At 69.3% G+C, this 18,987-nt stretch carries 23 protein-coding genes; 13 read left to right on the plus strand and 10 right to left on the minus strand.

Features of this window, described 5'->3' with window-relative positions:
- Positions 1-49: 49 nt before the first annotated feature.
- Positions 50-1,051 carry a uroporphyrinogen decarboxylase/cobalamine-independent methonine synthase family protein gene (locus BCF74_RS05130; protein WP_106296892.1) on the plus strand — a complete coding sequence of 334 codons (1,002 nt, stop codon included), beginning with the start codon at positions 50-52 and terminating at the stop codon, positions 1,049-1,051.
- A complete protein-coding gene (locus BCF74_RS05135) occupies positions 1,051-2,112 on the plus strand; it encodes a DMT family transporter (protein ID WP_106296893.1) in 1,062 nt (353 codons plus the stop codon). Before BCF74_RS05130 ends, BCF74_RS05135 begins: the two co-directional genes overlap by 1 nt.
- Positions 2,113-2,128: 16 nt before the next feature.
- Here BCF74_RS05135 and BCF74_RS05140 read toward each other — a convergent pair whose 3' ends face one another.
- On the minus strand, positions 2,129-3,664 hold the full coding sequence (locus tag BCF74_RS05140) for a long-chain-fatty-acid--CoA ligase (protein WP_106296894.1): 1,536 nt from the start codon (positions 3,662-3,664) through the stop codon (positions 2,129-2,131).
- Between the two features lie 92 nt (positions 3,665-3,756).
- On the opposite strand from BCF74_RS05140, the gene BCF74_RS17535 reads away from it, so the two are divergent.
- Together BCF74_RS17535 and BCF74_RS17540 are read left to right on the plus strand one after the other, a co-directional pair.
- Complete coding sequence (locus tag BCF74_RS17535) at positions 3,757-3,945, plus strand: hypothetical protein (RefSeq protein WP_218279199.1); 189 nt, start codon at positions 3,757-3,759, stop codon at positions 3,943-3,945.
- Positions 3,942-4,082 (plus strand): DUF664 domain-containing protein, encoded by a 141-nt coding sequence (locus BCF74_RS17540; protein WP_218279200.1) that lies wholly within the window; start codon positions 3,942-3,944, stop codon positions 4,080-4,082. The genes BCF74_RS17535 and BCF74_RS17540 overlap by 4 nt, the downstream gene beginning before the upstream one ends.
- Here the strand turns inward: BCF74_RS17540 and BCF74_RS05150 are convergent, their stop codons facing one another.
- The 4 genes from BCF74_RS05150 to BCF74_RS05165 all read right to left on the minus strand — a co-directional run bounded on the left by BCF74_RS05150 (position 4,083) and on the right by BCF74_RS05165 (position 7,708).
- A complete protein-coding gene (locus BCF74_RS05150) occupies positions 4,083-4,466 on the minus strand; it encodes a type II toxin-antitoxin system VapC family toxin (RefSeq protein ID WP_106296895.1) in 384 nt (127 codons plus the stop codon).
- Entirely contained in the window at positions 4,463-4,705 is a 243-nt protein-coding gene (locus BCF74_RS05155) for a type II toxin-antitoxin system VapB family antitoxin (protein ID WP_106296896.1), read from the minus strand. Before BCF74_RS05155 ends, BCF74_RS05150 begins: the two co-directional genes overlap by 4 nt.
- Before the next feature lie 79 nt (positions 4,706-4,784).
- On the minus strand, positions 4,785-6,764 hold the full coding sequence (locus BCF74_RS05160) for an FtsX-like permease family protein (RefSeq protein ID WP_106296897.1): 1,980 nt from the start codon (positions 6,762-6,764) through the stop codon (positions 4,785-4,787).
- Entirely contained in the window at positions 6,761-7,708 is a 948-nt protein-coding gene (locus BCF74_RS05165) for an ABC transporter ATP-binding protein (protein ID WP_245889223.1), read from the minus strand. The genes BCF74_RS05160 and BCF74_RS05165 overlap by 4 nt, the downstream gene beginning before the upstream one ends.
- Before the next feature lie 155 nt (positions 7,709-7,863).
- On the opposite strand from BCF74_RS05165, the gene BCF74_RS05170 reads away from it, so the two are divergent.
- Both BCF74_RS05170 and ligA read left to right on the plus strand, forming a co-directional pair.
- Complete coding sequence (locus BCF74_RS05170) at positions 7,864-8,199, plus strand: hypothetical protein (RefSeq protein ID WP_106296899.1); 336 nt, start codon at positions 7,864-7,866, stop codon at positions 8,197-8,199.
- Between the two features lie 36 nt (positions 8,200-8,235).
- Positions 8,236-10,428 carry an NAD-dependent DNA ligase LigA gene (gene ligA / locus BCF74_RS05175; RefSeq protein ID WP_106296900.1) on the plus strand — a complete coding sequence of 731 codons (2,193 nt, stop codon included), beginning with the start codon at positions 8,236-8,238 and terminating at the stop codon, positions 10,426-10,428.
- A gap of 77 nt (positions 10,429-10,505) precedes the next feature.
- Here the strand turns inward: ligA and BCF74_RS05180 are convergent, their stop codons facing one another.
- Together BCF74_RS05180 and BCF74_RS17270 are read right to left on the minus strand one after the other, a co-directional pair.
- Positions 10,506-11,507 (minus strand): hypothetical protein, encoded by a 1,002-nt coding sequence (locus tag BCF74_RS05180; RefSeq protein ID WP_106296901.1) that lies wholly within the window; start codon positions 11,505-11,507, stop codon positions 10,506-10,508.
- Positions 11,507-11,815, minus strand: a complete 309-nt coding sequence (locus tag BCF74_RS17270) for a type VII secretion target (RefSeq protein WP_170070139.1) — start codon at positions 11,813-11,815, stop codon at positions 11,507-11,509. Before BCF74_RS17270 ends, BCF74_RS05180 begins: the two co-directional genes overlap by 1 nt.
- 127 nt (positions 11,816-11,942) lie before the next feature.
- On the opposite strand from BCF74_RS17270, the gene BCF74_RS17275 reads away from it, so the two are divergent.
- Both BCF74_RS17275 and BCF74_RS05195 read left to right on the plus strand, forming a co-directional pair.
- Positions 11,943-12,233 carry a hypothetical protein gene (locus BCF74_RS17275; RefSeq protein ID WP_170070140.1) on the plus strand — a complete coding sequence of 97 codons (291 nt, stop codon included), beginning with the start codon at positions 11,943-11,945 and terminating at the stop codon, positions 12,231-12,233.
- A 28-nt stretch (positions 12,234-12,261) separates the two neighbouring features.
- On the plus strand, positions 12,262-12,873 hold the full coding sequence (locus BCF74_RS05195; RefSeq protein ID WP_146132878.1) for a hypothetical protein: 612 nt from the start codon (positions 12,262-12,264) through the stop codon (positions 12,871-12,873).
- Between the two features lie 29 nt (positions 12,874-12,902).
- On the opposite strand, the gene BCF74_RS05200 is transcribed toward BCF74_RS05195, so the two are convergent.
- Together BCF74_RS05200 and BCF74_RS05205 are read right to left on the minus strand one after the other, a co-directional pair.
- Positions 12,903-13,301 (minus strand): hypothetical protein, encoded by a 399-nt coding sequence (locus BCF74_RS05200; protein WP_106296905.1) that lies wholly within the window; start codon positions 13,299-13,301, stop codon positions 12,903-12,905.
- Positions 13,298-13,759 (minus strand): YbaB/EbfC family nucleoid-associated protein, encoded by a 462-nt coding sequence (locus BCF74_RS05205; RefSeq protein WP_106296906.1) that lies wholly within the window; start codon positions 13,757-13,759, stop codon positions 13,298-13,300. The genes BCF74_RS05200 and BCF74_RS05205 overlap by 4 nt, the downstream gene beginning before the upstream one ends.
- Positions 13,760-13,886: 127 nt before the next feature.
- On the opposite strand from BCF74_RS05205, the gene BCF74_RS05210 reads away from it, so the two are divergent.
- The 5 genes from BCF74_RS05210 (at position 13,887) to gatB (ending at position 18,173) form a co-directional block, all read left to right on the plus strand.
- Positions 13,887-14,177, plus strand: a complete 291-nt coding sequence (locus BCF74_RS05210; protein WP_146132879.1) for a hypothetical protein — start codon at positions 13,887-13,889, stop codon at positions 14,175-14,177.
- 31 nt (positions 14,178-14,208) lie between these two features.
- On the plus strand, positions 14,209-14,592 hold the full coding sequence (locus BCF74_RS05215; protein ID WP_106296908.1) for a hypothetical protein: 384 nt from the start codon (positions 14,209-14,211) through the stop codon (positions 14,590-14,592).
- A 66-nt stretch (positions 14,593-14,658) separates the two neighbouring features.
- Positions 14,659-14,955, plus strand: a complete 297-nt coding sequence (gatC, locus tag BCF74_RS05220) for an Asp-tRNA(Asn)/Glu-tRNA(Gln) amidotransferase subunit GatC (protein WP_106296909.1) — start codon at positions 14,659-14,661, stop codon at positions 14,953-14,955.
- Positions 14,956-15,064: 109 nt separating this feature from the next.
- Complete coding sequence (gene gatA, locus BCF74_RS05225; protein WP_106296910.1) at positions 15,065-16,594, plus strand: Asp-tRNA(Asn)/Glu-tRNA(Gln) amidotransferase subunit GatA; 1,530 nt, start codon at positions 15,065-15,067, stop codon at positions 16,592-16,594.
- Between the two features lies 1 nt (position 16,595).
- Positions 16,596-18,173 carry an Asp-tRNA(Asn)/Glu-tRNA(Gln) amidotransferase subunit GatB gene (gatB, locus tag BCF74_RS05230; protein ID WP_245889224.1) on the plus strand — a complete coding sequence of 526 codons (1,578 nt, stop codon included), beginning with the start codon at positions 16,596-16,598 and terminating at the stop codon, positions 18,171-18,173.
- A 135-nt stretch (positions 18,174-18,308) separates the two neighbouring features.
- Here the strand turns inward: gatB and BCF74_RS05235 are convergent, their stop codons facing one another.
- Positions 18,309-18,953 carry a DUF937 domain-containing protein gene (locus BCF74_RS05235; protein ID WP_106296912.1) on the minus strand — a complete coding sequence of 215 codons (645 nt, stop codon included), beginning with the start codon at positions 18,951-18,953 and terminating at the stop codon, positions 18,309-18,311.
- Positions 18,954-18,987 lie beyond the last annotated feature (34 nt).

Raw genomic sequence — 18,987 nt, forward strand, 5'->3', positions numbered from 1 at the left:
GGCCGACGCCGATGCTGACGGCGTCGGCCGGGCGTGCCAGAGTGTCGCCGTGACGCACGTTTCCGGCATCGGCTCCTGGCCCGGCGACTCGGCCCGCGAGGCCATCGTCACGGTCCGCGACCTCCTCACCGACGTCGACGGCCTGGGCATCCCCTACCTGCCCGAACTGCCTTCTCGCGGGCCGGGGTCCGACATCATCGGGCGGTCCGCCGCCCTCCTCGTCGACCTGCCCGTCGGGCTCGAGCCCTCCGGTTGGCGGCTCACCGACCGGCCCGGTCGCGACCTCGCCCGAGCCGGCTCGCTGTGGCGTCAGGACCTCGACGAGCTCGCCGAGGCCTACGACGGGTATGCCGGCCCGCTCAAGATCCAGGTCGCCGGCCCGTGGACCCTCGCCGCGTCCATCGAGCTGCCCCGCGGGGAGCGGGTCGTCTCCGACGAGGGCGCCCGCCGCGACCTCGTCGCCTCCCTCGCCGAGGGCGTGCGCCGTCACGTCGGCGAGGTTCAGCGACTCGTCCCCGGCGCCGAGCTCACCGTCCAGCTCGACGAGCCGTCCGTCGTCGCCGTCCTCGCCGGACGGCTCCCCACCGCCTCCGGCTACGGACGCGTGCGCGCGGTCGACCGCGCGGAGGTCGCGCGCGGCATACGGGAGGTCCGGGAGGCGTATGCCGGTGACGTCGTCCTGCACACCTGCGACCCCACGGCGCCGGTCGAGATCCTCGCGGGCACCGGGGCGAGCGCGCTCGCGCTCGACCTCACCGACGCCGGACCACAGCGGTGGGAGGCTGTCGCCGCAGCGCTCGAGACCGGCATACGGCTGTGGGCCGGCGTCGTCCCGACTGCCCCGGTGACGTCGCCCGCGGGGGCCGTTCGTGAAGCCACGCGGCGGGTCGCCGACGGCTTCGCCGCGGTCGGTATGCCGTCCGCTCGCCTTGCCGAGGTCACCGTCACCCCCGCGTGCGGGCTGCCCGGACTCACACCACCCCAGGCCGTCACCGTTCAACGGGTGGCCGCCGACGCGGCTCGAGAGATCACCGAGAAGGAGGACGGCTGATGCCGGACAGCGCCGCGCCGAGGGTGCCATGGCAGGTCAAGTACTTCGCGCTCGTCCTCATCTGGGGGTCGAGCTTCCTGCTCATGAAGGTCGGGCTGGAGTCGCTCGGCGCCGTCCAGATCGCCATGCTGCGCCTCGCAACGGGCGCGGCGACGATCCTCGTCCTGCTGTGGCTGCGTGGCGGCCGGCTGCCCGGTCGCGGCCCGGGGGAGCGCTGGGTCTGGGGACACCTCGTCGTCACGGGACTGCTGCTCGGCGCCCTCCCGTTCACGCTCTTCGCCCTCTCCGAGACGCGGGTCGGCTCGGCGCTCGCGGGCATCGGCAACGCGACCACGCCCATCGCCACTGTGCTGGCGACGATGGCCTTCCTCCCCGGTGCCCGGACGACCCGGGCCAAGGCGCTCGCGGTCGTCGTCGGGTTCGCCGGGGTCGTGACGATCATGCAGCCGTGGACCTCGGAGCGGCCCGACCTGCTCGGCTTCGGGATGGCCCTGCTCGGCGGTGCCTGTTATGGCGTGGGCTGGACGTACAACCGGCGCTTCCTCGCCGGCGCGGACCTCGGCGGGCTCAGCCAGCCCGCGGCGACGCTGCTCATGGGCACGCTGCTCATGGTGCCCGCGACGATCGTGTGGGGGCTGCTGCAGCCGGGCGGCATCTCGTCGGTGTGGGCGTACGACCGGGCCCGGCTCGGGACGTCCGGCATCGAGGCCGGCGGTGCCGGAGGCGGGTGGCCGTGGCTGCCGCTGCTGTGCATCCTCGCGCTCGGCATGGTCGGGACCGGGGCGGCCTACATCCTGCAGTTCGACGTCGTGCGCGGCGCGGGTCCGATCGTCGGCTCGACGATCACCTACCTCATCCCGATCGTGTCGGTGCTGCTCGGCGTCCTCGTCCTCGGCGAGGCGCTCACGGTCTGGGAGCTCGTCGGCTTCGCGATCGTCCTTGCCGCGGCGGCCGTCATCAACGCCCCGGCGACCGGGCTCGGCTCGCCACGAAGGTCTCGGCTCGCGGGAACTCGCACGAGCCGAGACCTCGACGGCGAGCCGAGCGCCGCGCCCCGCTGACCGGGAGCGGTTCGGTTCAGGCGTCGGCGGACGCCGCAGTCTGCTCGCTCTCTGGGGCCTTGACCTCGCGGCGCAGGATCTTGCCCGTCGGGCCCTTGGGCAGCTCGTCGACGAACCACACCAGGCGCGGGTACTTGTAGGCCGCGATCCGCTCCTTGGTGAAGTCGATGATGTCCTGCTCCGTCGCCGTCGAGCCCTCGCGCAAGGCCACGCCGGCGCCGACCTGCTCACCGAGCAGCTCATCCGGCACCGCGACGACCGCGACCTCGAGGACGTCGGGGTGGGTGTAGATGACCTCCTCGACCTCGCGCGGGTACACGTTCATGCCGCCGCGCAGGATCATGTCCTTCTTGCGGTCGACGATCGTGAAGTAGCCCTCCTCGTCACGGGTGGCCAGGTCGCCGGTGCGGAACCAGCCGTCCGGGATGGCCTGGGCCGTCGCCTCGGGGTTCTGCCAGTAGCCCTTCATGACGTTGTCGCCACGGATCGCGATCTCGCCGACCTCGCCGTCGGCCAGGGTGTTGCCCTCGTCGTCGACGATCCGCATCTCGCAGCCGGGGATCTGCACCCCGATCGTGCCGGGCTTGCGCTCGCGGTCGGGCATGTTGAACGACGCCACCGGCGAGGTCTCGGACAGCCCGTAGCCCTCGAGGATCGCGCAGTCGAACTTCTCCTCGAACGCCTTCATCACCTCGTGCGGCATGGCCGACCCACCCGACGCACAGGTGCGCAGAGACGACGCATCCAGGCTGTCCGAGTCCGGGTGGTTGAGGATCGCGGCATACATCGTCGGCACACCCTGCATGACGGTGACCTTCTCGTCGCCGATGACCTTGATCGCGGCCGCCGGGTCGAAGCGGGGGATGAGCGCGAGCGAGGCACCGACCCGCACCGCGGCGTTGAGGCCGACGACGAGGCCGAAGACGTGGAAGAGCGGCAGGCAGCCCATGACGACGTCGTCCGACGTGAGGGTCTGGATGACCTCGGCCGAGCGCATCGCGTTGAGGGAGACGTTGTCGTGGGTGAGCTCGGCGCCCTTGGGCCGGCCGGTCGTACCCGACGTGTTGAGGATGATCGCGGTGTCGTCGCCCGCGCGCTCGGTCGGCTCGGTGATCGGCTCGCCGCCCTCGAAGGAGCCCTCGACCGGGCCGAGTGGGCCGCATTCGACGATCGTCGTCCCCGAGTTCTGCGCGCCCTTGGTCGCCTCCTCGACGAAGTCCGGCCAGACGAACGCGACCTTGGCGCCGGAGTTCGTGAAGAAGAAGTCGATCTCACCCGACTTGAGCAGCGGGTTCATCGGCACGACGACACCACCGGCGAGCAACGTGCCGAAGAACGCAACCGGGAACGCCGGCACGTTGGGCAGGATGAGCGCGACCCGGTCTCCGGGCTCGATCCCATTGGCGCGCAACGCTCCTGCGAGCTTCGCCGACATCCCGAGCAGCTGCTGGTAGGTGATGTCCTGGCCGTTGACCTTGAGGGCCGGACGATCGGGCATCTCGGTCGCCGTGCGGACGAGGGCCGAGGCGAGGTTGGACTCCGTGCTGCTCATGCTCAGTGGCTCCTTTGCCGGGGAGTGGTGTCGCGCCATTGTGGCCCGCCGAGGTAACCCGTGGTTAGTGGTTGACGTGAAAGGCTCGTCACGTGGTCACCTCCGACGAGCTCCTCAGCTTCTGCGACCGCGCCCTCGACGGGTATGCCGTTCTCGCGCGTGAGCTCGGCGACGCGCGCGTGAGTGCGCGGCCGCCGGGGCTGGACGGCGCCAACACGGCATACGGGCTCATCGCCCACGTCGCCGGGGTCATGGGCTACTGGGGGCCGCACCGCCGGTGAACCCGCCCACCGACCGGGACCTCACGGCATACGAGACGCAGGGTGCAGTGCTGCTCCACGTCTACGAGGAGCTCGCGCAGCACCTCGGACAGCTCGAGGTCATCCGCGACGTCTGGGTGGCGCCCCGCGCGCCCTGATCAGGTGCCCGTCGCCGACTGGATGTCGGTGTGGACGAAGTCGTCACCCTTGAAGAGCAGCGGCTCGCCGGTCACCTTGGCCAAGGCGTAGCTGAAGCAGTCGCCGTAGTTGAGGCGGGCCGGCGAGCCCGACCCCCGGCCATAGGTCATGTGCGCGTGGTGAGCGACCGCGAGGTGCTCCTCGGTGAAGGCGACGACCTCGATCCCCAGCCCCAGCACCTCCTCGACGTCGACGGATCGGGTCGGCCCCGCGACGAGGTAGGTCTCCAGGGCGGTGGGCGCGGCGATTCTCACCGCCGGGCTGTCGTTGAGCAGGTGCGAGAACGTGTCGGCTTCCGGCTCCTGGCGCAGGATCGCGATGATCGCGGACGTGTCGACGATCACCTCGGGAGGCCGTGCTCGTCGTAGAGGTCGTCGTCGGTGAGGAACGGCTCGGGCCGGGCCGCGGAACGTCGACCGATCTGCCTGAGTCGTTCGACCATCCCTTCGCGGCTGCGCTGCTCACGCTGCAGGGCCTCGCGCAGCGCATCGCGGACCGCGCCGGTCGCAGTCGTGTGCCGTCTCGTCGCCAGCTCGTGCGCCATCCGGTGGACCTCGGGGTCCTTGATGTTCAAGGAGGCCATGAGAGCAGTGTATGCCGTTTGTCTACCGTAGGGTAGAAAGCGGTCGTCCTCCACGATGGCATGCAGGACGACCGCTCTCTCACTCGTCGCGCATGTCCCTGATCGGGTTGCGGCGGATGTTGCGCAGCAGCGGGGGAGTGATGGCGACGAGCGCCATGAGCATGATCCCGCCGAGGATGGCCCAGAACACCGGACCGGGCACCCCGAGGAAGTGGAACCGCGCGTCCCCGTCGAACACGCCATACGCGAGCTGCGCTGCGCGAGTAGCGCGTTCGGCATAGAGGTACTCGATGGCGACGGCAATCGCTGCGGCAAGCAGCGCCGCGAAGAGCGCGATCCGTAGCGCCACCCACAGCGAGTAGAGCAGGTAGACGCCGATGATGTCGGACCGTTTCGCGCCGATCGCCCGGAAGACGGCGGTCTCGCGCCGGGAGTCGGCGATGACGCGGCCCATCATCGCCCAGATGATGATCGTCGCGATACCGAACAGCACCGCGAGGATGCCGATGAGGAAGGGTCGTCCCTGCCGGGCGATGTCGTCGACGACCAGGTAGTTCGACCCGTAGGTGCCGACCGAGAACGCCTTCCCGCACTCGTAGTACACGTCACCGGCGAAGCTGTCCATGCCGGGGCAGGCCTGGGAGCGCAGGAAGGTCTTGGCCTGCTCGACCGTCGGGAACGAGGCGATGAACGCCGCGTCCGGACCGTACGGGCCGAACATCATCTGGTCCGGTGTCGTCGTGACGGGCGGCTTCGTGAGCAGGTCGCCCCCGCGCAGGGCGGCCGGCACCGCCTCGAGGAGCCCGGCGGGGACGATCGACCCGTAGCCGAACCGGGTGCCGACGATGCCGCCGATGACCGCCTCCAGCCCGCTCATCGAGCTCTGGTCGGACGGCAGCACGCCGACGACCTGGAAGGTGAGCAGCTCGGCGCGCGGCGCCTCCTTCGGCTCGAACTGCGCCTCGAACGCCTCCCGGTTCGCGTCGGCCTTCTTCTCCCGTGCGCTGCGGGTGTCGGAGGCGACGGTCACCTCACCGCACGGGGTGGTGGGCAGCGCGAGGATGCGGGAGGGCTTGGTCCAGCCGGGTTTCTTGGCGTTCGCGGCGATCTCCGCGGCCTGCTGGCGAGCCTCCTCGACCCGCGTGTTCTCGGCGGCGTTGCGGTAGCACTCCGTGAAGGTGACGCCGTTGGACTTCTCCTTCACCTCGCGGAACCAGTCGATCTGCGCTGCGCTGTCCTTGGGCCGCTTCGACAGTCCGAGCTGCGCGCCGAGGGTCGCGACGACGTCGTCAACCGGGACGAGGACCGGGATGCCCTTCGGCGTGCCGCGCGTGCTCGGGTCGGTGACGAACGCGCTGACGAGCTCGTCGTCGAGGAGGGTGAGCTCCGAGGACTCGATGCTCGACGGTGGACCGTTCTCCATCTGCGCCTGCTGTTCCTCGGGTGTCACGACCTTGGTGAGGTCCTCGCGTCCGTCCTTGAGGAAGGTGAGGGCCAGCGAGCGCAACGGTTTCGGCTGGTAGGTCTCGGTGGCGCCGTCGGCCCGTGCCGCCGTCGCGAACGCCTCCGGGGTGGCCTTGGCGTTCGCGCTCGCCTTCTCGTAGACCTCTGCGAGGTGGCGCTTCCAGACGACGGACTCCTGGTTGACCATCTTGCGCTGGCCGGCCGGGATGCTCGGATCGCCATAGGGGTTGTCGACGACGGCGGGCACCTCGTCCTTGGGGTCGTAGTCGTCGATGTCGTACTTCTTCGCGGCCGCCTTGCGTTCCTCGAGGTATGCCGCGTGCTCGGCCGTGATGGTCTTGAGAAGCGCGGGGTCCTCGGGGTTCGGGAAGGCCTGGTCGGCGGGGATGGTCGGGGTCCCCTGCACGAGGTAGCGGCCGCCGAGGTTCTCGTCGGCGAAGCGGTCGACGCTGGCCGAGGTGCCGTCGAAGAGCAGGACGCCACCGCCGATGATGCCGAAGAGCAGGCCGGAGACGATGGTCGTGATGAGCATCCGGATGCGCTTGGAGCGGATCTTGGTGTGCGCCAGGGTGATCGAGTCACGGAAGCCGATCATGCGACCACGCCCTGCGGCACGATGCGACCGTCACTGAGTCGGATGGTTCTGTCGGCGCGGCGGGCGAGGTCGTCGTCGTGGGTGACGATGACGACGGTCGTGCCGAACTCGTCGCGGATGCGTTCGAAGAGCTCGATGATCGAGGCGCCGGTCGCGCTGTCGAGGTTGCCGGTCGGCTCGTCGGCGAGCAGGATCGGTGGGCGGTTGAGCAGGGCGCGCGCGATCGCGGCGCGCTGCATCTGCCCGCCGGACATCTCCCGGGGAAGGTGACGGGACCGGTCGCCGAGACCGACCTCGTCGATGAGGGCCTGCGCGTGGGCGCGGCGCTGCTTGCGGGGGGCGCGGGCGAACATGCCCGGCACCTCGGTGTTCGTCGTGAGCCGCAGGAACGGCTGGAGGTAGAAGAACTGGAAGACGAAGCCGATGGTCTGGTTGCGGAACCGGGAGAGCTTGGCGTCGCTGAGTTTGCCGATGTTCACCCCGTCGACGACGACGCTGCCTCCGCTCGGCTTGTCGAGCCCGCCGATGAGCTGGAGCAGGGTGCTCTTGCCGCTGCCGCTCGCGCCGGTGAGCGCGACGAACTCGCCTCGGTCGATCTCGAGGGACACGCCACCGAGCGCCGCGACCCGCTGCCGAGCCATCCGGTAGGTCTTCTGCAGGTCGGTGACGGTGATGATGTGGTCGCCGGACCGCTGCCGTCGCGGCCGGCTCGGGATCGGTGAGATGCCGGCCCCGGTGGTGGGGTGGTGCGCGCGGAGGGCGGCGACCGCGGCCTCGACGTCACCGCCGAAGGCGGCGAGGAAGTCCGCGACCGTGTTCGGTGACGGCTGCGCGGTCGGCGACGCGGCGGCATACGGCTGGGTCGGTGGCGGCGCTGTCCCCGGTGGCGGCATCCCCGGCGGTTGCTGCTCAGGTCGTCGTGGCTCGTGCGGTGGTTGCGTCATCGGGTCCCCTGCTCGAATCGATGTGCTCGAACCTTCCCACATACCCGGTATGCCGTGCGCGGCTTTCCGGTCCCGACACGCCAGATGCGTCGGCGAACGTGGCTATGGTTGGTCCCGGGTAGCCCGCGTCGGCGGGCGGACGGCAGGGGAGTCGCATGAAGAGCTGGCTGTGGATCATCACCGATGTCGTCCTGAGGATGGGGCCGCAGCTCGTCGGGCTGGTCCTGCTGCTGCGCCGCCCGTCGGACCGGCGTTGGTGGCGTTGGGGGTTGATCGCGTTCGGGCTGGCCGTGCTCGTCGGCGTCGCCTTCATCGTGCTGGGCGTCGTGCTGACGCAGCAGTGGGGCAGCGACAGCACGATCGGCGCGTCGGCGTGGGTCTCGCCCGCCTACACGGTGCTGTCGGTCCTCGGGCTCGTGGCGACGTGCTTCGGTGTCGCGGCCGTCCTCGTCGACCGCGACACCGATGAGGAGCGGAGCCAGCTCGGGTGAGGGCCCGCTGACGGTGGGGTGCGGCAGGATGGGACGGTGAGCGATGAGGACCGTCCCGAGCCGAGCGAGACCGTTGTCGACGACCCCACCGGCGCCACCGAGGTGACCGACGGGGGCGAGGTGCCCGAGGAGGCCCGACACGAGTGGGCCGAGCTCGCCGAGCAGGCTGCCGCGCACCAGTTCGCCTACCACGTCAAGGACGCGCCGACGGTCAGCGACGGCGAGTACGACCAGCTCATGCGGCGGCTCACTGCGCTCGAGGACGAGCACCCGTCGCTGCGCACGCCGGACAGCCCGACGCAGACCGTCGGCGGGGCGATCTTCTCGACGGACTTCACGGCCGTCGACCACCTCGAGCGGATGCTCAGTCTCGACAACGCCTTCTCGGCGGACGAGATGCGCGAGTGGGCCGGCCGCGTCGAGCGCGAGGCCGGCACCGGGTTGCACTACCTCTGCGAGCTCAAGATCGACGGCCTCGCCGTCAACCTGCTCTACGAGAAGGGCAGGCTCACCCGCGCGCTCACCCGCGGCGACGGTCGCACGGGCGAGGACGTGACCCTCAACGTGAGGACGGTGCACGGCATACCGACCGAGCTCAAGGGCACCAAGAAGCACCCGGTGCCCGACCTCGTCGAGGTGCGCGGTGAGGTCTTCTTCCCCATCGAGGCTTTCGGTGAGCTCAACGCCCAGCTCGTCGAGGCGGGCAAGCCGCCCTATGCCAACCCGCGCAACACCGCGGCAGGATCGTTGCGACAGAAGGATCCTCGCGTCACGGCCAGCCGTCAGCTGCGGATGCTCGTCCACGGTCTGGGCAAGCGGCAGGGCTTCGCGCTGAAGCGCCAGAGCGAGGCCTACGACGCGCTCAAGGCGTGGGGTATGCCGGTGTCGAGCCACTACCGCGTCGTCGACACCATCGACGAGGTGCTCGCCTTCATCGAGCGCACCGGTGAGCACCGCCACGATGTCGAGCACGAGATCGACGGTGTCGTCGTCAAGGTCGACGAGATCTCCGCGCAGCGTCAGCTCGGGTCGACGTCACGCGCGCCGCGCTGGGCCATCGCGTTCAAGTACCCGCCCGAGGAGGTCAACACCACGCTCCTCGACATCCAGGTCGGCGTCGGGCGGACCGGACGGGTCACGCCGTTCGGGGTCATGGAGCCGGTCGTCGTCGCCGGGTCGACGGTCGAGCGGGCGACGCTGCACAACGCCGACGAGGTGCGCCGCAAGGGTGTCCTCATCGGCGACAACGTCGTGCTGCGCAAGGCCGGCGACGTCATCCCCGAGATCCTCGGCCCGGTCGTCGACCTGCGCGACGGCAGCGAGCGCGAGTTCGTCATGCCCACCGAGTGCCCGTCGTGCGGCACGGCGCTCGCGCCCGAGAAGGAGGGCGACAAGGACATCCGCTGCCCGAACTCGCGCACCTGTCCGGCACAGCTGCGGGAGCGGCTGTCGTCCCTCGCCGGGCGGGGAGCGTTCGACATCGAGGCGCTGGGGTTCGAGGGCGCGATCGCGCTGCTCGACTCCGGGGTGCTGACGGACGAGTCGACGCTGTTCGGATTGGGGGAGAAGGAGATCGCGCAGGTTCCGCTCTTCACGCGGGCGGCGAAGAAGACCGACCCCGCCGACGCCGTCGTGGACGGTCGGGTGCTGTCGGCCAACGGTGCGCGGCTCGCGGCCAACCTCGCTGCCGCCAAGACCCAGCCGCTGTGGCGGGTGCTCGTCGGGCTCTCGATCCGGCACGTCGGACCGACGGCGGCGCGGGCGCTGGCCCAGCACTTCGGGTCGATGGACGCGATCCGGGCGGCATCCGTCGAGGAACTCTCTGGTGTCGAGGGCGTCGGCGGAGTCATCGCCGAGTCGGTGCGCGACTGGTTCGACGGTGCCGGCAGCGACTGGCACGTCAACATCGTTGACCAGTGGGCTGCCGACGGCGTCCGCATGGTCGACGAGCGTGACGAGTCGGTGCAGCAGACCTTGGCCGGGCTGACCGTCGTCGTGACGGGGTCTCTCGAGGGCTTCAGCCGCGACGAGGCCAAGGAGGCGATCCTCGCCCGCGGCGGCAAGGCGTCGGGGTCGGTGTCGAAGAAGACCGACTACGTCGTCGTCGGACCTGGTGCCGGGTCCAAGGAGACCAAGGCGCGCGAGCTCGGGCTGACGATCCTCGACGAGGCCGGCTTCGTCACCCTCCTCGAGACGGGTGAGGGCGAGCCGGCTCCGGACGGGGCGTGACCTGACACCTGCCTGCGCCTTCTTCGGGGCACGGCTTGTGGGGGTTCCCGGAGTGTGCACGAGCCTCGGGTGGGAGGCTAGTTGTTCCTGGGATTCGTTCTCCCACCCTCGCTCCCGGCGTTGATCAGGATGTCCTTCTTGTTGAGCAAGAAGTCAAAGCCGAGATCCTTGAGGTGCTGCTTGGCCAGCGGCCCCCAGTTCTCGGCGAGTCGCAATCGCAAGTCCTTGAACGCGGTCGCGGATGGGTCAACGTTCTTGAAGGCACCTGGCGGGACGATGTGATATTTGACGCCCGTGACCGGCTCGCCGTTGCGCATGAGGGACTTTGCGTTCCACGCGTCACCGGCCTTCTTGACGGCCTGGTAGATCTTCTTCATGCCGTCGACGAGCTTCTTCAGCTTGCCGCAGGACTCGATCAACTCATCGACTTTGCTTCCGACCTTGGTGGCAAGTGCCGACACTCGCGTCGTCGCCTGATAGATGATGTAGGGGGTTGCCGTGCCGAGCGAGATGACCAGTTCGGCCACGTAGCTCACCAAAGCGCCCACGACCTGAGCAATTGCATCCCGGACGATCGACCGAACCACGGCCACGAGCGCGGCCGCGCCCTCGATACCAGGTCTCAGGCTGCCCACCAGTTCGGCCTGCTGGCGGAAACCCTTGGTCATGGCCCGAGTGTTGCTGCGGTACTGAGTGATGGACGGAGCATCCTGATCCGCCAGATCTGAGGCGACAAGTTCATCAATACTGTCCGCGATCCGAATGAGCTCCTTGCGGACGTTTTCACACGTCTGCCCGTTGGCGATGATCTGTCCCGGGTTCCCAGCGAGATCATCCAGCCAACCCTTGAGGGGACTGAAGTGTTCCATGGCGAACCCAATCCCCGCCGCGATCAGGCTGCCAAAAGGGTCGGACGCGGTGGCCATGGCGTCAATTCCAGTCGACAGGCCAGCCAGTCCTGCGCTGACCCAGTCGCCGCTCCCCAGCGATCGAACCAGCTGCTCCGAGCTGTCGAAGATACCTGCCCCCGCGAAGATCTCATTGTCTTCGACTCCTGCGACCAGGTCGTTGCCCCCCATCAGCGGCCACCCCCGCCCGCTGATGTGATGCCTGCCTGGGCCAGGAAGTCAACGAACTCGTACGCCGTCGCCTGTAGGCGCATCCCATCCGCAGTGTTTCCAGCCGCTGTGGACATCCCCGACACCGCTGACTGTGCGTCCGGGCCCACCTCTCGGACAGGTGCAGCGAGGAAACTGCAGAGAAGGCCGAATGCATCGTCGCTGACCGCAGTCTGCAGAGCAGACTTCGCGCCATCGAGGTTGGATGACTCGCGATCCATGTTCCCTGCGTGGCTGCGCAGCACTTCCGGGTTCACGTCGAACTTCATGGTTGCCTTCCTTGGGATTGTGCGGTGGTCTCCCCGCTGTGCTCTCACCGCTTGGTTCGCGAGTCTAGGAGCCGGACGAGCCCGGGTGCCATGGGGAGGACTCCCCGTCCGGAGGTACCGTCGGACCGTGCTGCTGTTCTTGACTCTGCTCTCCTTGCTCTTCCTCATCCCGGTATGGATGCTCGGTCAAGCAGTGCACGTCGCCATGGTGCAGCGCTCCCCTTGGGCGCCCTTCGTGGCCGACGGGTTGGGGCAGTATCACGGTGCGGCCAATATCCGGCTCAACCAAGCGCTCCAAGCAGATCGTCCAGGGAGCACGCTTGGTCTCGTTGTGCGATGGGGATATCTCCTGATGACCGGACTGGCTGGCGTGGGGTTCATCGTGTGGTTGTGGTGGACGTACGGCTCGTGGATCTGAGCGGAACACTGACGGTAGGGTCAGCGCCGTGGCAGACGAGCGAGGTGCCCCCACGGACAGTCGCGAGATCCGGGGATGGGAAGGGTTCGAGTCAGGGCGCCTTCCCGAGCCTCGGCCCGTCAACGTGCATGCTCCGTGGCTCTTCATCCTCTTGGGTGTGCCGCTCCTGGCAGGCTTGAGCTACGGCCTGATGCAGAGCATCTGGATGGCGATCAGCTCCGGTAATCCGGGAGAGCCGCTCGGCGACGAGGGATGGAGCGTCTATGTGGCCTTCGCGTGGGTCGTTGCGCTGACGCTGCTCGTCATGATGTTGGGCTCGATCGCCGTGATCCTGAGCTTCTGGCAACGCCTCACCACCGAGAGAGCCAGTCTGTGGTTCCTCCTGAAGCGATCCGGCACAACCTTGACCGAGGCGGGCGGTATCGAGTACCAGCAGCCGACGTCCAGCGTCGCGTTCGGCCGGACCCCAGCGCGGCTCGTCATCCTGAACAAGTATGGCGGAATCGAGGCCAGCTACTCCACACGGGAAGTCCGGTGGCTTCAGGTCCTGTCAAACCTGCGCGAGTGGGTGCGAGCTCGTCCCGAGCTACCCACGGATGACGTCACGCGGGACTTCTTCGACGAGCTCGAGAAGCACTGAGTGACGGCATTCTGGGTGTGACGGCGGTCTCACGAGTCGTCAGCCCCCAAGACGCTTCCACGTCCGCTGAAACGCGCTGATGCCGCCTCTTCGATGGTCTGGCTCCAGTCGCTGCCCTCACCAAAGGTCTGCCGGCCACTCTCCCGGATCTGCTCCGAGAGATGCTGCTGAGCCGCGGCAATCGCAGACAGGATGCGTCCGGCAACAGCCTCGCCACCGTTCGCACATGCCTCGTCGTCGACCTTGAGGTCGATCAACCCGCCCTGAGTCCTGACCCTGGCCGTGACGCCTTCCAGCGCCCCGAAGCCGACGAACTCGTCCACCTGTGCACGCCACCGAAATGCGTCGCGGGCCCGAGACACGAGTCGGTCCAGCTCGAAGTCGGTCGGTGCGCCGTTGGCGTAGAGGTCATCAGGTTGAGCGTTCACCAGGTCCCTCCTCGGTCGTCGTTCCGCGGCGTCCCGTCTGACCCCGGCGGCGATTGGTCGCGGGGGGCTGGCGCGTTCTCGGCCACCGTCGCAGCGCCAGGATTGCTCCGGCCCACCTCGGCGGTCACCGCTGCGGTGGACTCGGAGCTGCCGAATGTGCGAGACGTCAGCTGCTCGGTCAGCTCACGCATGGACTGCTGTGCCGCGTTGTGCGCCTGGACGACCGCCTGGGATACCGCAAGGCCGCCGCGTGAGGCAAGGCTGTCAGCGACAGCAAGGCCCACCACCGCTCCACTGAGGTCGACCCGGACGCGGACCCGGCCCTGACTTGAGCGCCCCTCGGCGACTGCGCTCTCGAGATCGTTCTTCCACTGCTCCACTCGAACCGCACGGTCTTGGACCTCGCGGATGTCGGCATTCACACGTGCGTGTGCTGCTTCCACCTCTGGATCGGACATGCCGACAGCCTAGTCACAGTGGCTGCGCAGCCGGTGTGCAGAGTCCTTCCGTCGCTGGGTACGCCAAGAGACCTCCGAGGCGTCTCGAGTGGACCCAGGCGTCATGTTGCCAGCGTCGTGGATGCCGATGGATAACTTCGTGCCCGTGGAGAACCCCGTCGCGCTACTCGGACTCGCGCTCATCACCCTCTTCTTCGTCGTGCCGCTCCTTCGGGCGGTGGTTCAGGTCGGCAGCGGTGACCCCTGGAGGCCGTTCGAGCGGAACGGAGCCCTGGTCCCCGGCCGGTATTTCAGTGTGCTGCGCGCGCCGAGGCCGGGAAGCCGCACCACGGGTGGGCTCGTCCTGCGCTGGGGTTTCTGGGGAGGTCTGACGGTGCTCTTCCTGTTCGCCTCGGCGTACAACGCCTTCTTCCGCTGACCGTTCGAGGGTCCCACTACGGTTGAGCAGCGTGGGGACCGAGGACTACGCCGGCATCGACGAGTTCGTCCTCCTGATTTGGGGCCTGCGTGTCCTCCTCGTCATCCTCGGCTCGGTGCTCTTCGGAGTGTTCCTCGGGAGCTGGTGGCTCATCGCGCGGCCCGTCTTCACCGAGGCTCTCCGTGCCAAGGCTGCGCAGAACTGGTGGCTGCCCTTCCTCCCGCGGGCGGACGGGAGCTGGGGGCCTCTGACCAGCAACCGTTGGTGGGCGGTGTTCCGCGCGCAGCAACCCACGACGAGGCGCGCCCTGGTGGTCCGGTGGGCCTTTTGGGCGTATGTCGCCTTGGTCTTCACTCTGATGGTTCCCTACGCGGGCTGCCAGATCGTCCGGCTCCTCAGCCTCGGCTGGGTCTGATCACCGCCGGCCAAGCGCGACCACGGTGGCGCGGGCGACCTAGACCCGCCCCATAGACTGACGCCCATGGCTGAACTCACCCGCGACGACGTGGCCCACCTCGCCGACCTCGCCCGCATCGACCTCTCCGACGCCGAGCTCGACCGCATGGTCGGGGAGCTCGGCGTCATCCTCGAGTCCGTCGCCGTCGTCCAGCAGTCGCCCATCGCGGACGTCGAGCCGATGAGCCACCCCATGCCCATCGTCAACGTCACCCGCCCCGACGAGGTGCGCCCCGGCCTCACCGCCGAGCAGGCGCTCGCCGCCGCGCCCGCCGTCGAGCAGCAGCGCTTCTCCGTCCCGCGCATCCTCGACGAAGACTGAATCGCACTGGGCCGCAAGCCGTTCCGGCAGGTATGCCGGTGGCGCGCACCCGGCATACCGCACCTTTCGCACACCGCACCGAACGCCACAGACCACCGCAAGGACCGACGTGACCACAGACCTCACCCGCGCCAGCGCAGCCGAGCTCGCCGACCTCCTCACCGCCGGTGAGACGAGCTCGGTCGAGGTGACGGAGGCGCTGCTCGAGCGGACCGACGCCGTCGACGGCGACGTCCACGCCTACCTGCACGTCGATCGCGACGGAGCCCTCGCCACCGCGCGCGCGGTCGACGCGCGCCGCAAGGCCGGCGAGGAGCTGCACGCGCTCGCGGGCGTGCCGATCGCCGTCAAGGACGTCATGGCGACCCAGGGCCTGCCGACGACCTGCGGCAGCAGGATCCTCGAGGGCTGGGTCCCGCCCTACGACGCGACCCTCGTGACCCGGCTCAAGGCCGCGGGCATGCCGATCCTCGGCAAGACCAACATGGACGAGTTCGCGATGGGCTCCTCGACCGAGCACTCCGCCTACGGGCCGACCCGCAACCCGTGGGACCTCGAGCGCATCCCCGGCGGCTCCGGCGGTGGCTCGAGCGCCGTCGTCGCGTCGTTCCAGGCGCCGCTCGCCATCGGCACCGACACCGGCGGCTCGATCCGCCAGCCGGCGGCCGTCACCGGCACCGTCGGCACGAAGCCGACCTACGGCGGCGTCTCCCGCTACGGCCTCGTCGCCCTCGCGTCCTCGCTCGACCAGGCCGGACCCTGCACGCGCACCGTCCTCGACGCGGCGATGCTGCACGAGGTCATCGGCGGTCACGACCCGATGGACTCGACCTCGATCGACGCACCCGTGCCCGCCGTCGTCGAGGCCGCCCGCCGCGCCGACGTCACGGGCATGAAGATCGGCATCGTCCGCGAGCTCACCGGCGACGGCTTCCAGCCCGGCGTGCAGGCCCGCTTCGACGAGTCGGTGCAGCACCTCGTCGACGCCGGCGCCGAGGTCGTCGAGGTGTCCTGCCCGAGCTTCACCGCCGCCCTCGCCGCGTACTACCTCATCCTCCCGAGCGAGGCGTCGAGCAACCTCGCGAAGTTCGATGCGATGCGCTACGGCCTGCGCGTCCTCCCCGAGGGCGTCACCGACCCCAGTGCGGAGCAGGTCATGGCCGCGACCCGCGACGCCGGCTTCGGCGACGAGGTCAAGCGCCGCATCATCCTCGGCACCTACGCACTCTCCTCGGGCTACTACGACGCCTACTACGGCTCGGCCCAGAAGGTCCGCCGGCTCATCGCCGACGACTTCGCCAAGGCCTTCGAGACCGCCGACGTCCTCGTCTCGCCGACCGCGCCGACGACCGCGTTCCGGTTCGGCGACAAGCTCGACGACCCGATGGCGATGTACCTCAACGACATCGCGACCATCCCCGCCAACCTCGCCGGCGTCCCCGGCATGTCCCTCCCGAGCGGCCTCGCCGACGAGGACGGGCTGCCGACCGGTTTCCAGATCCTCGCGCCGGCGATGGCCGACGACCGCCTGTATGCCGCGGGCGCGGCACTCGAGCAGCGCCTCCTCGCGTCGTGGGGTGGTCCGCTGCTCGGGCGGGCGCCCGAGCTGTCCGCTGCTTCGACCTCCAAGGAGGCCTGACATGACGATCTCCGCCGCGGGCGAGACCCGCCCGACCAACTCCGGCATCGACACCGAAGCGACGATCCCGTGGGACGACGTCCTCGCGGCATACGACCCCGTCCTCGGGCTGGAGGTCCACGTCGAGCTCGGCACGAACACGAAGATGTTCTGCGGCTGCGCGACCGAGTTCGGCGCCGAGCCCAACACCCAGGTCTGCCCGGTCTGCCTCGGCCTGCCGGGCGCGCTGCCGGTCGTCAATGAGGTCGGCGTCGAGTCGGCGATCCGCATCGGGCTCGCGCTCAACTGCGAGATCGCGCAATGGTGCCGGTTCGCGCGGAAGAACTACTTCTACCCGGACATGCCCAAGAACTTCCAGACCTCGCAGTACGACGAGCCGATCGCGTTCGGCGGCTGGCTCGACGTCGAGATCCCGGCCGAGTCCGGAGAGGGCACCGAGACCTTCCGCGTCGAGATCGAGCGTGCGCACATGGAGGAGGACACCGGCAAGTCGCTCCACGTCGGCGGCTCGACGGGGCGCATCCACGGTGCCACGCACTCGCTCGTCGACTACAACCGCGCCGGCATCCCGCTCATCGAGATCGTCACCAAGCCGATCGTCGGGGCCGGGGAGCGCGCGCCCGAGGTCGCCAAGGCCTACGTCGCGACGCTGCGTGATCTGCTCAAGGCGCTCGACGTCTCCGACGTCAAGATGGAGCAGGGCTCGATGCGCTGCGACGTCAACCTCTCGCTCATGCCGAAGGGGTCGGACACGTTCGGCACCCGCACCGAGACCAAGAACGTCAACTCGCTGCGCTCGGTCGAGCGGGCCGTCCGCTACGAGATGTGCCGTCATGGTTCCGTTCTCTCGCAAGGCGGTTCGGTCCTGCAGGAGACCCGGCACTGGCACGAGGACACCGGCATGACGACAGCCGGCCGGCCGAAGTCCGACGCCGACGACTACCGCTACTTCCCCGAGCCGGACCTCGTCCCGGTCGCGCCGTCGCGCGAGACGGTCGAGGCGCTGCGCGCGACGCTGCCCGAGCCGCCGGCGCAGCGCCGCAAGCGGCTCCAGTCCGACTGGGGCTTCAGTGACCTCGAGATGCGCGACGTGCTCAACGCCGGCCTCGTCGAGCTCATCGAGTCCACGGTCGCTGCGGGGGCGACGCCTGCGGGCGCGCGCAAGTGGTGGTCCGGTGAGATCGCCCGACGCGCCAACGCCGACGGCGCCGACGTCGTGTCGTATGCCGGTGAGCGCGGCATCGAGCCCGCTCACGTCGTCGAGCTCGAAGGTCTCGTGACCTCTGGCCGGCTCAACGACTCGATGGCGCGCCAGGTCTGGGAGGGCGTCCTCGACGGCGAGGGCGCACCGACCGCGGTCGCCGACGCGCGCGGGCTCGAGCTCGTCCAGGACGACGGCGCCCTCGAGGCCGCGGTCGACGCGGTCATCGCCCGCAACGAGGACATCGCGCAGAAGGTGCGTGACGGCAAGGTCCAGGCCGCCGGCGCCCTCATCGGCCAGGTCATGAAGGAGATGAAGGGTCAGGCCGACGCCGGCAAGGCCCGCGAGATCATCCTCGCCAGGCTCGGCCAGTCCTGAAGGACCCTTCCCCTGACGCACTGATTGCGCAGGGTTCGCATCGCTTGCTGCGCTCGCGATGCGAACCCTGCGCAATCAGTGCAATGGCCGGTCAGCGGTCAGTGGGGTGACCGGGTCAGCGGCCAAGGGAGCGGGTCAGCGGCGGCCGCCGCCGAGGAGGCCGCCGAGGATGTCGAGCACCGAACCACCGACCGACGGCTGGGTCTGCTGCGGAGCCTGCTGCTGAGCGGCCTGCTGGGTCTGGGTCGTGCCGCCACCGAGGGCGCCACCGAGGACGTCCTGCAGCATCGAGTCGAGCGAACCGGGGCCACCCTGACCGGAGTTGTCTGCCGGAGCCGGAGCCTGCTGTGCCGTCCCGCCGCCGAGACCGCCACCGCCACCCTTGAGCACCTTGTTCGCCAGGTAGGACAGCACGATCGGGGCGAGGATCGGGATGAGCTTCTTGATGAGCGCGCTGCTGGCGCCGCCCCCGGCGTTGCTGCCGAGGGCGCTGTAGACCTGCTCCTCGTTGGCGCCGAAGATGTTCGACGCGATCTTCTGACCGTCGGCGGTGTCGACCTGGTCGAGGTTCACGCCGCCCTGGAGCAGGTCGTTGTCGTGCTGGCCGAGGGCGTCGAGGATGGAGCTCGCGCCGCCGCCCTGCGCGTTGGCCTGGAGCCCGCCGAGGAGCGCCGGCAGCGCCTGCTGGGCGGCCTGCTCGACCTCCTGGGGCTGGGCGCCCACCTGCTGCGCGATCTGGTCCACCGGCAGGCTCTGGAGGATGTCGTCAACTGCGGCCATGAGGCCACCTCTCTCGTGTGCTCGGGTGGGCCCG

This window comes from Knoellia remsis (assembly GCF_003002895.1).
GTDB lineage: Bacteria > Actinomycetota > Actinomycetes > Actinomycetales > Dermatophilaceae > Knoellia > Knoellia remsis.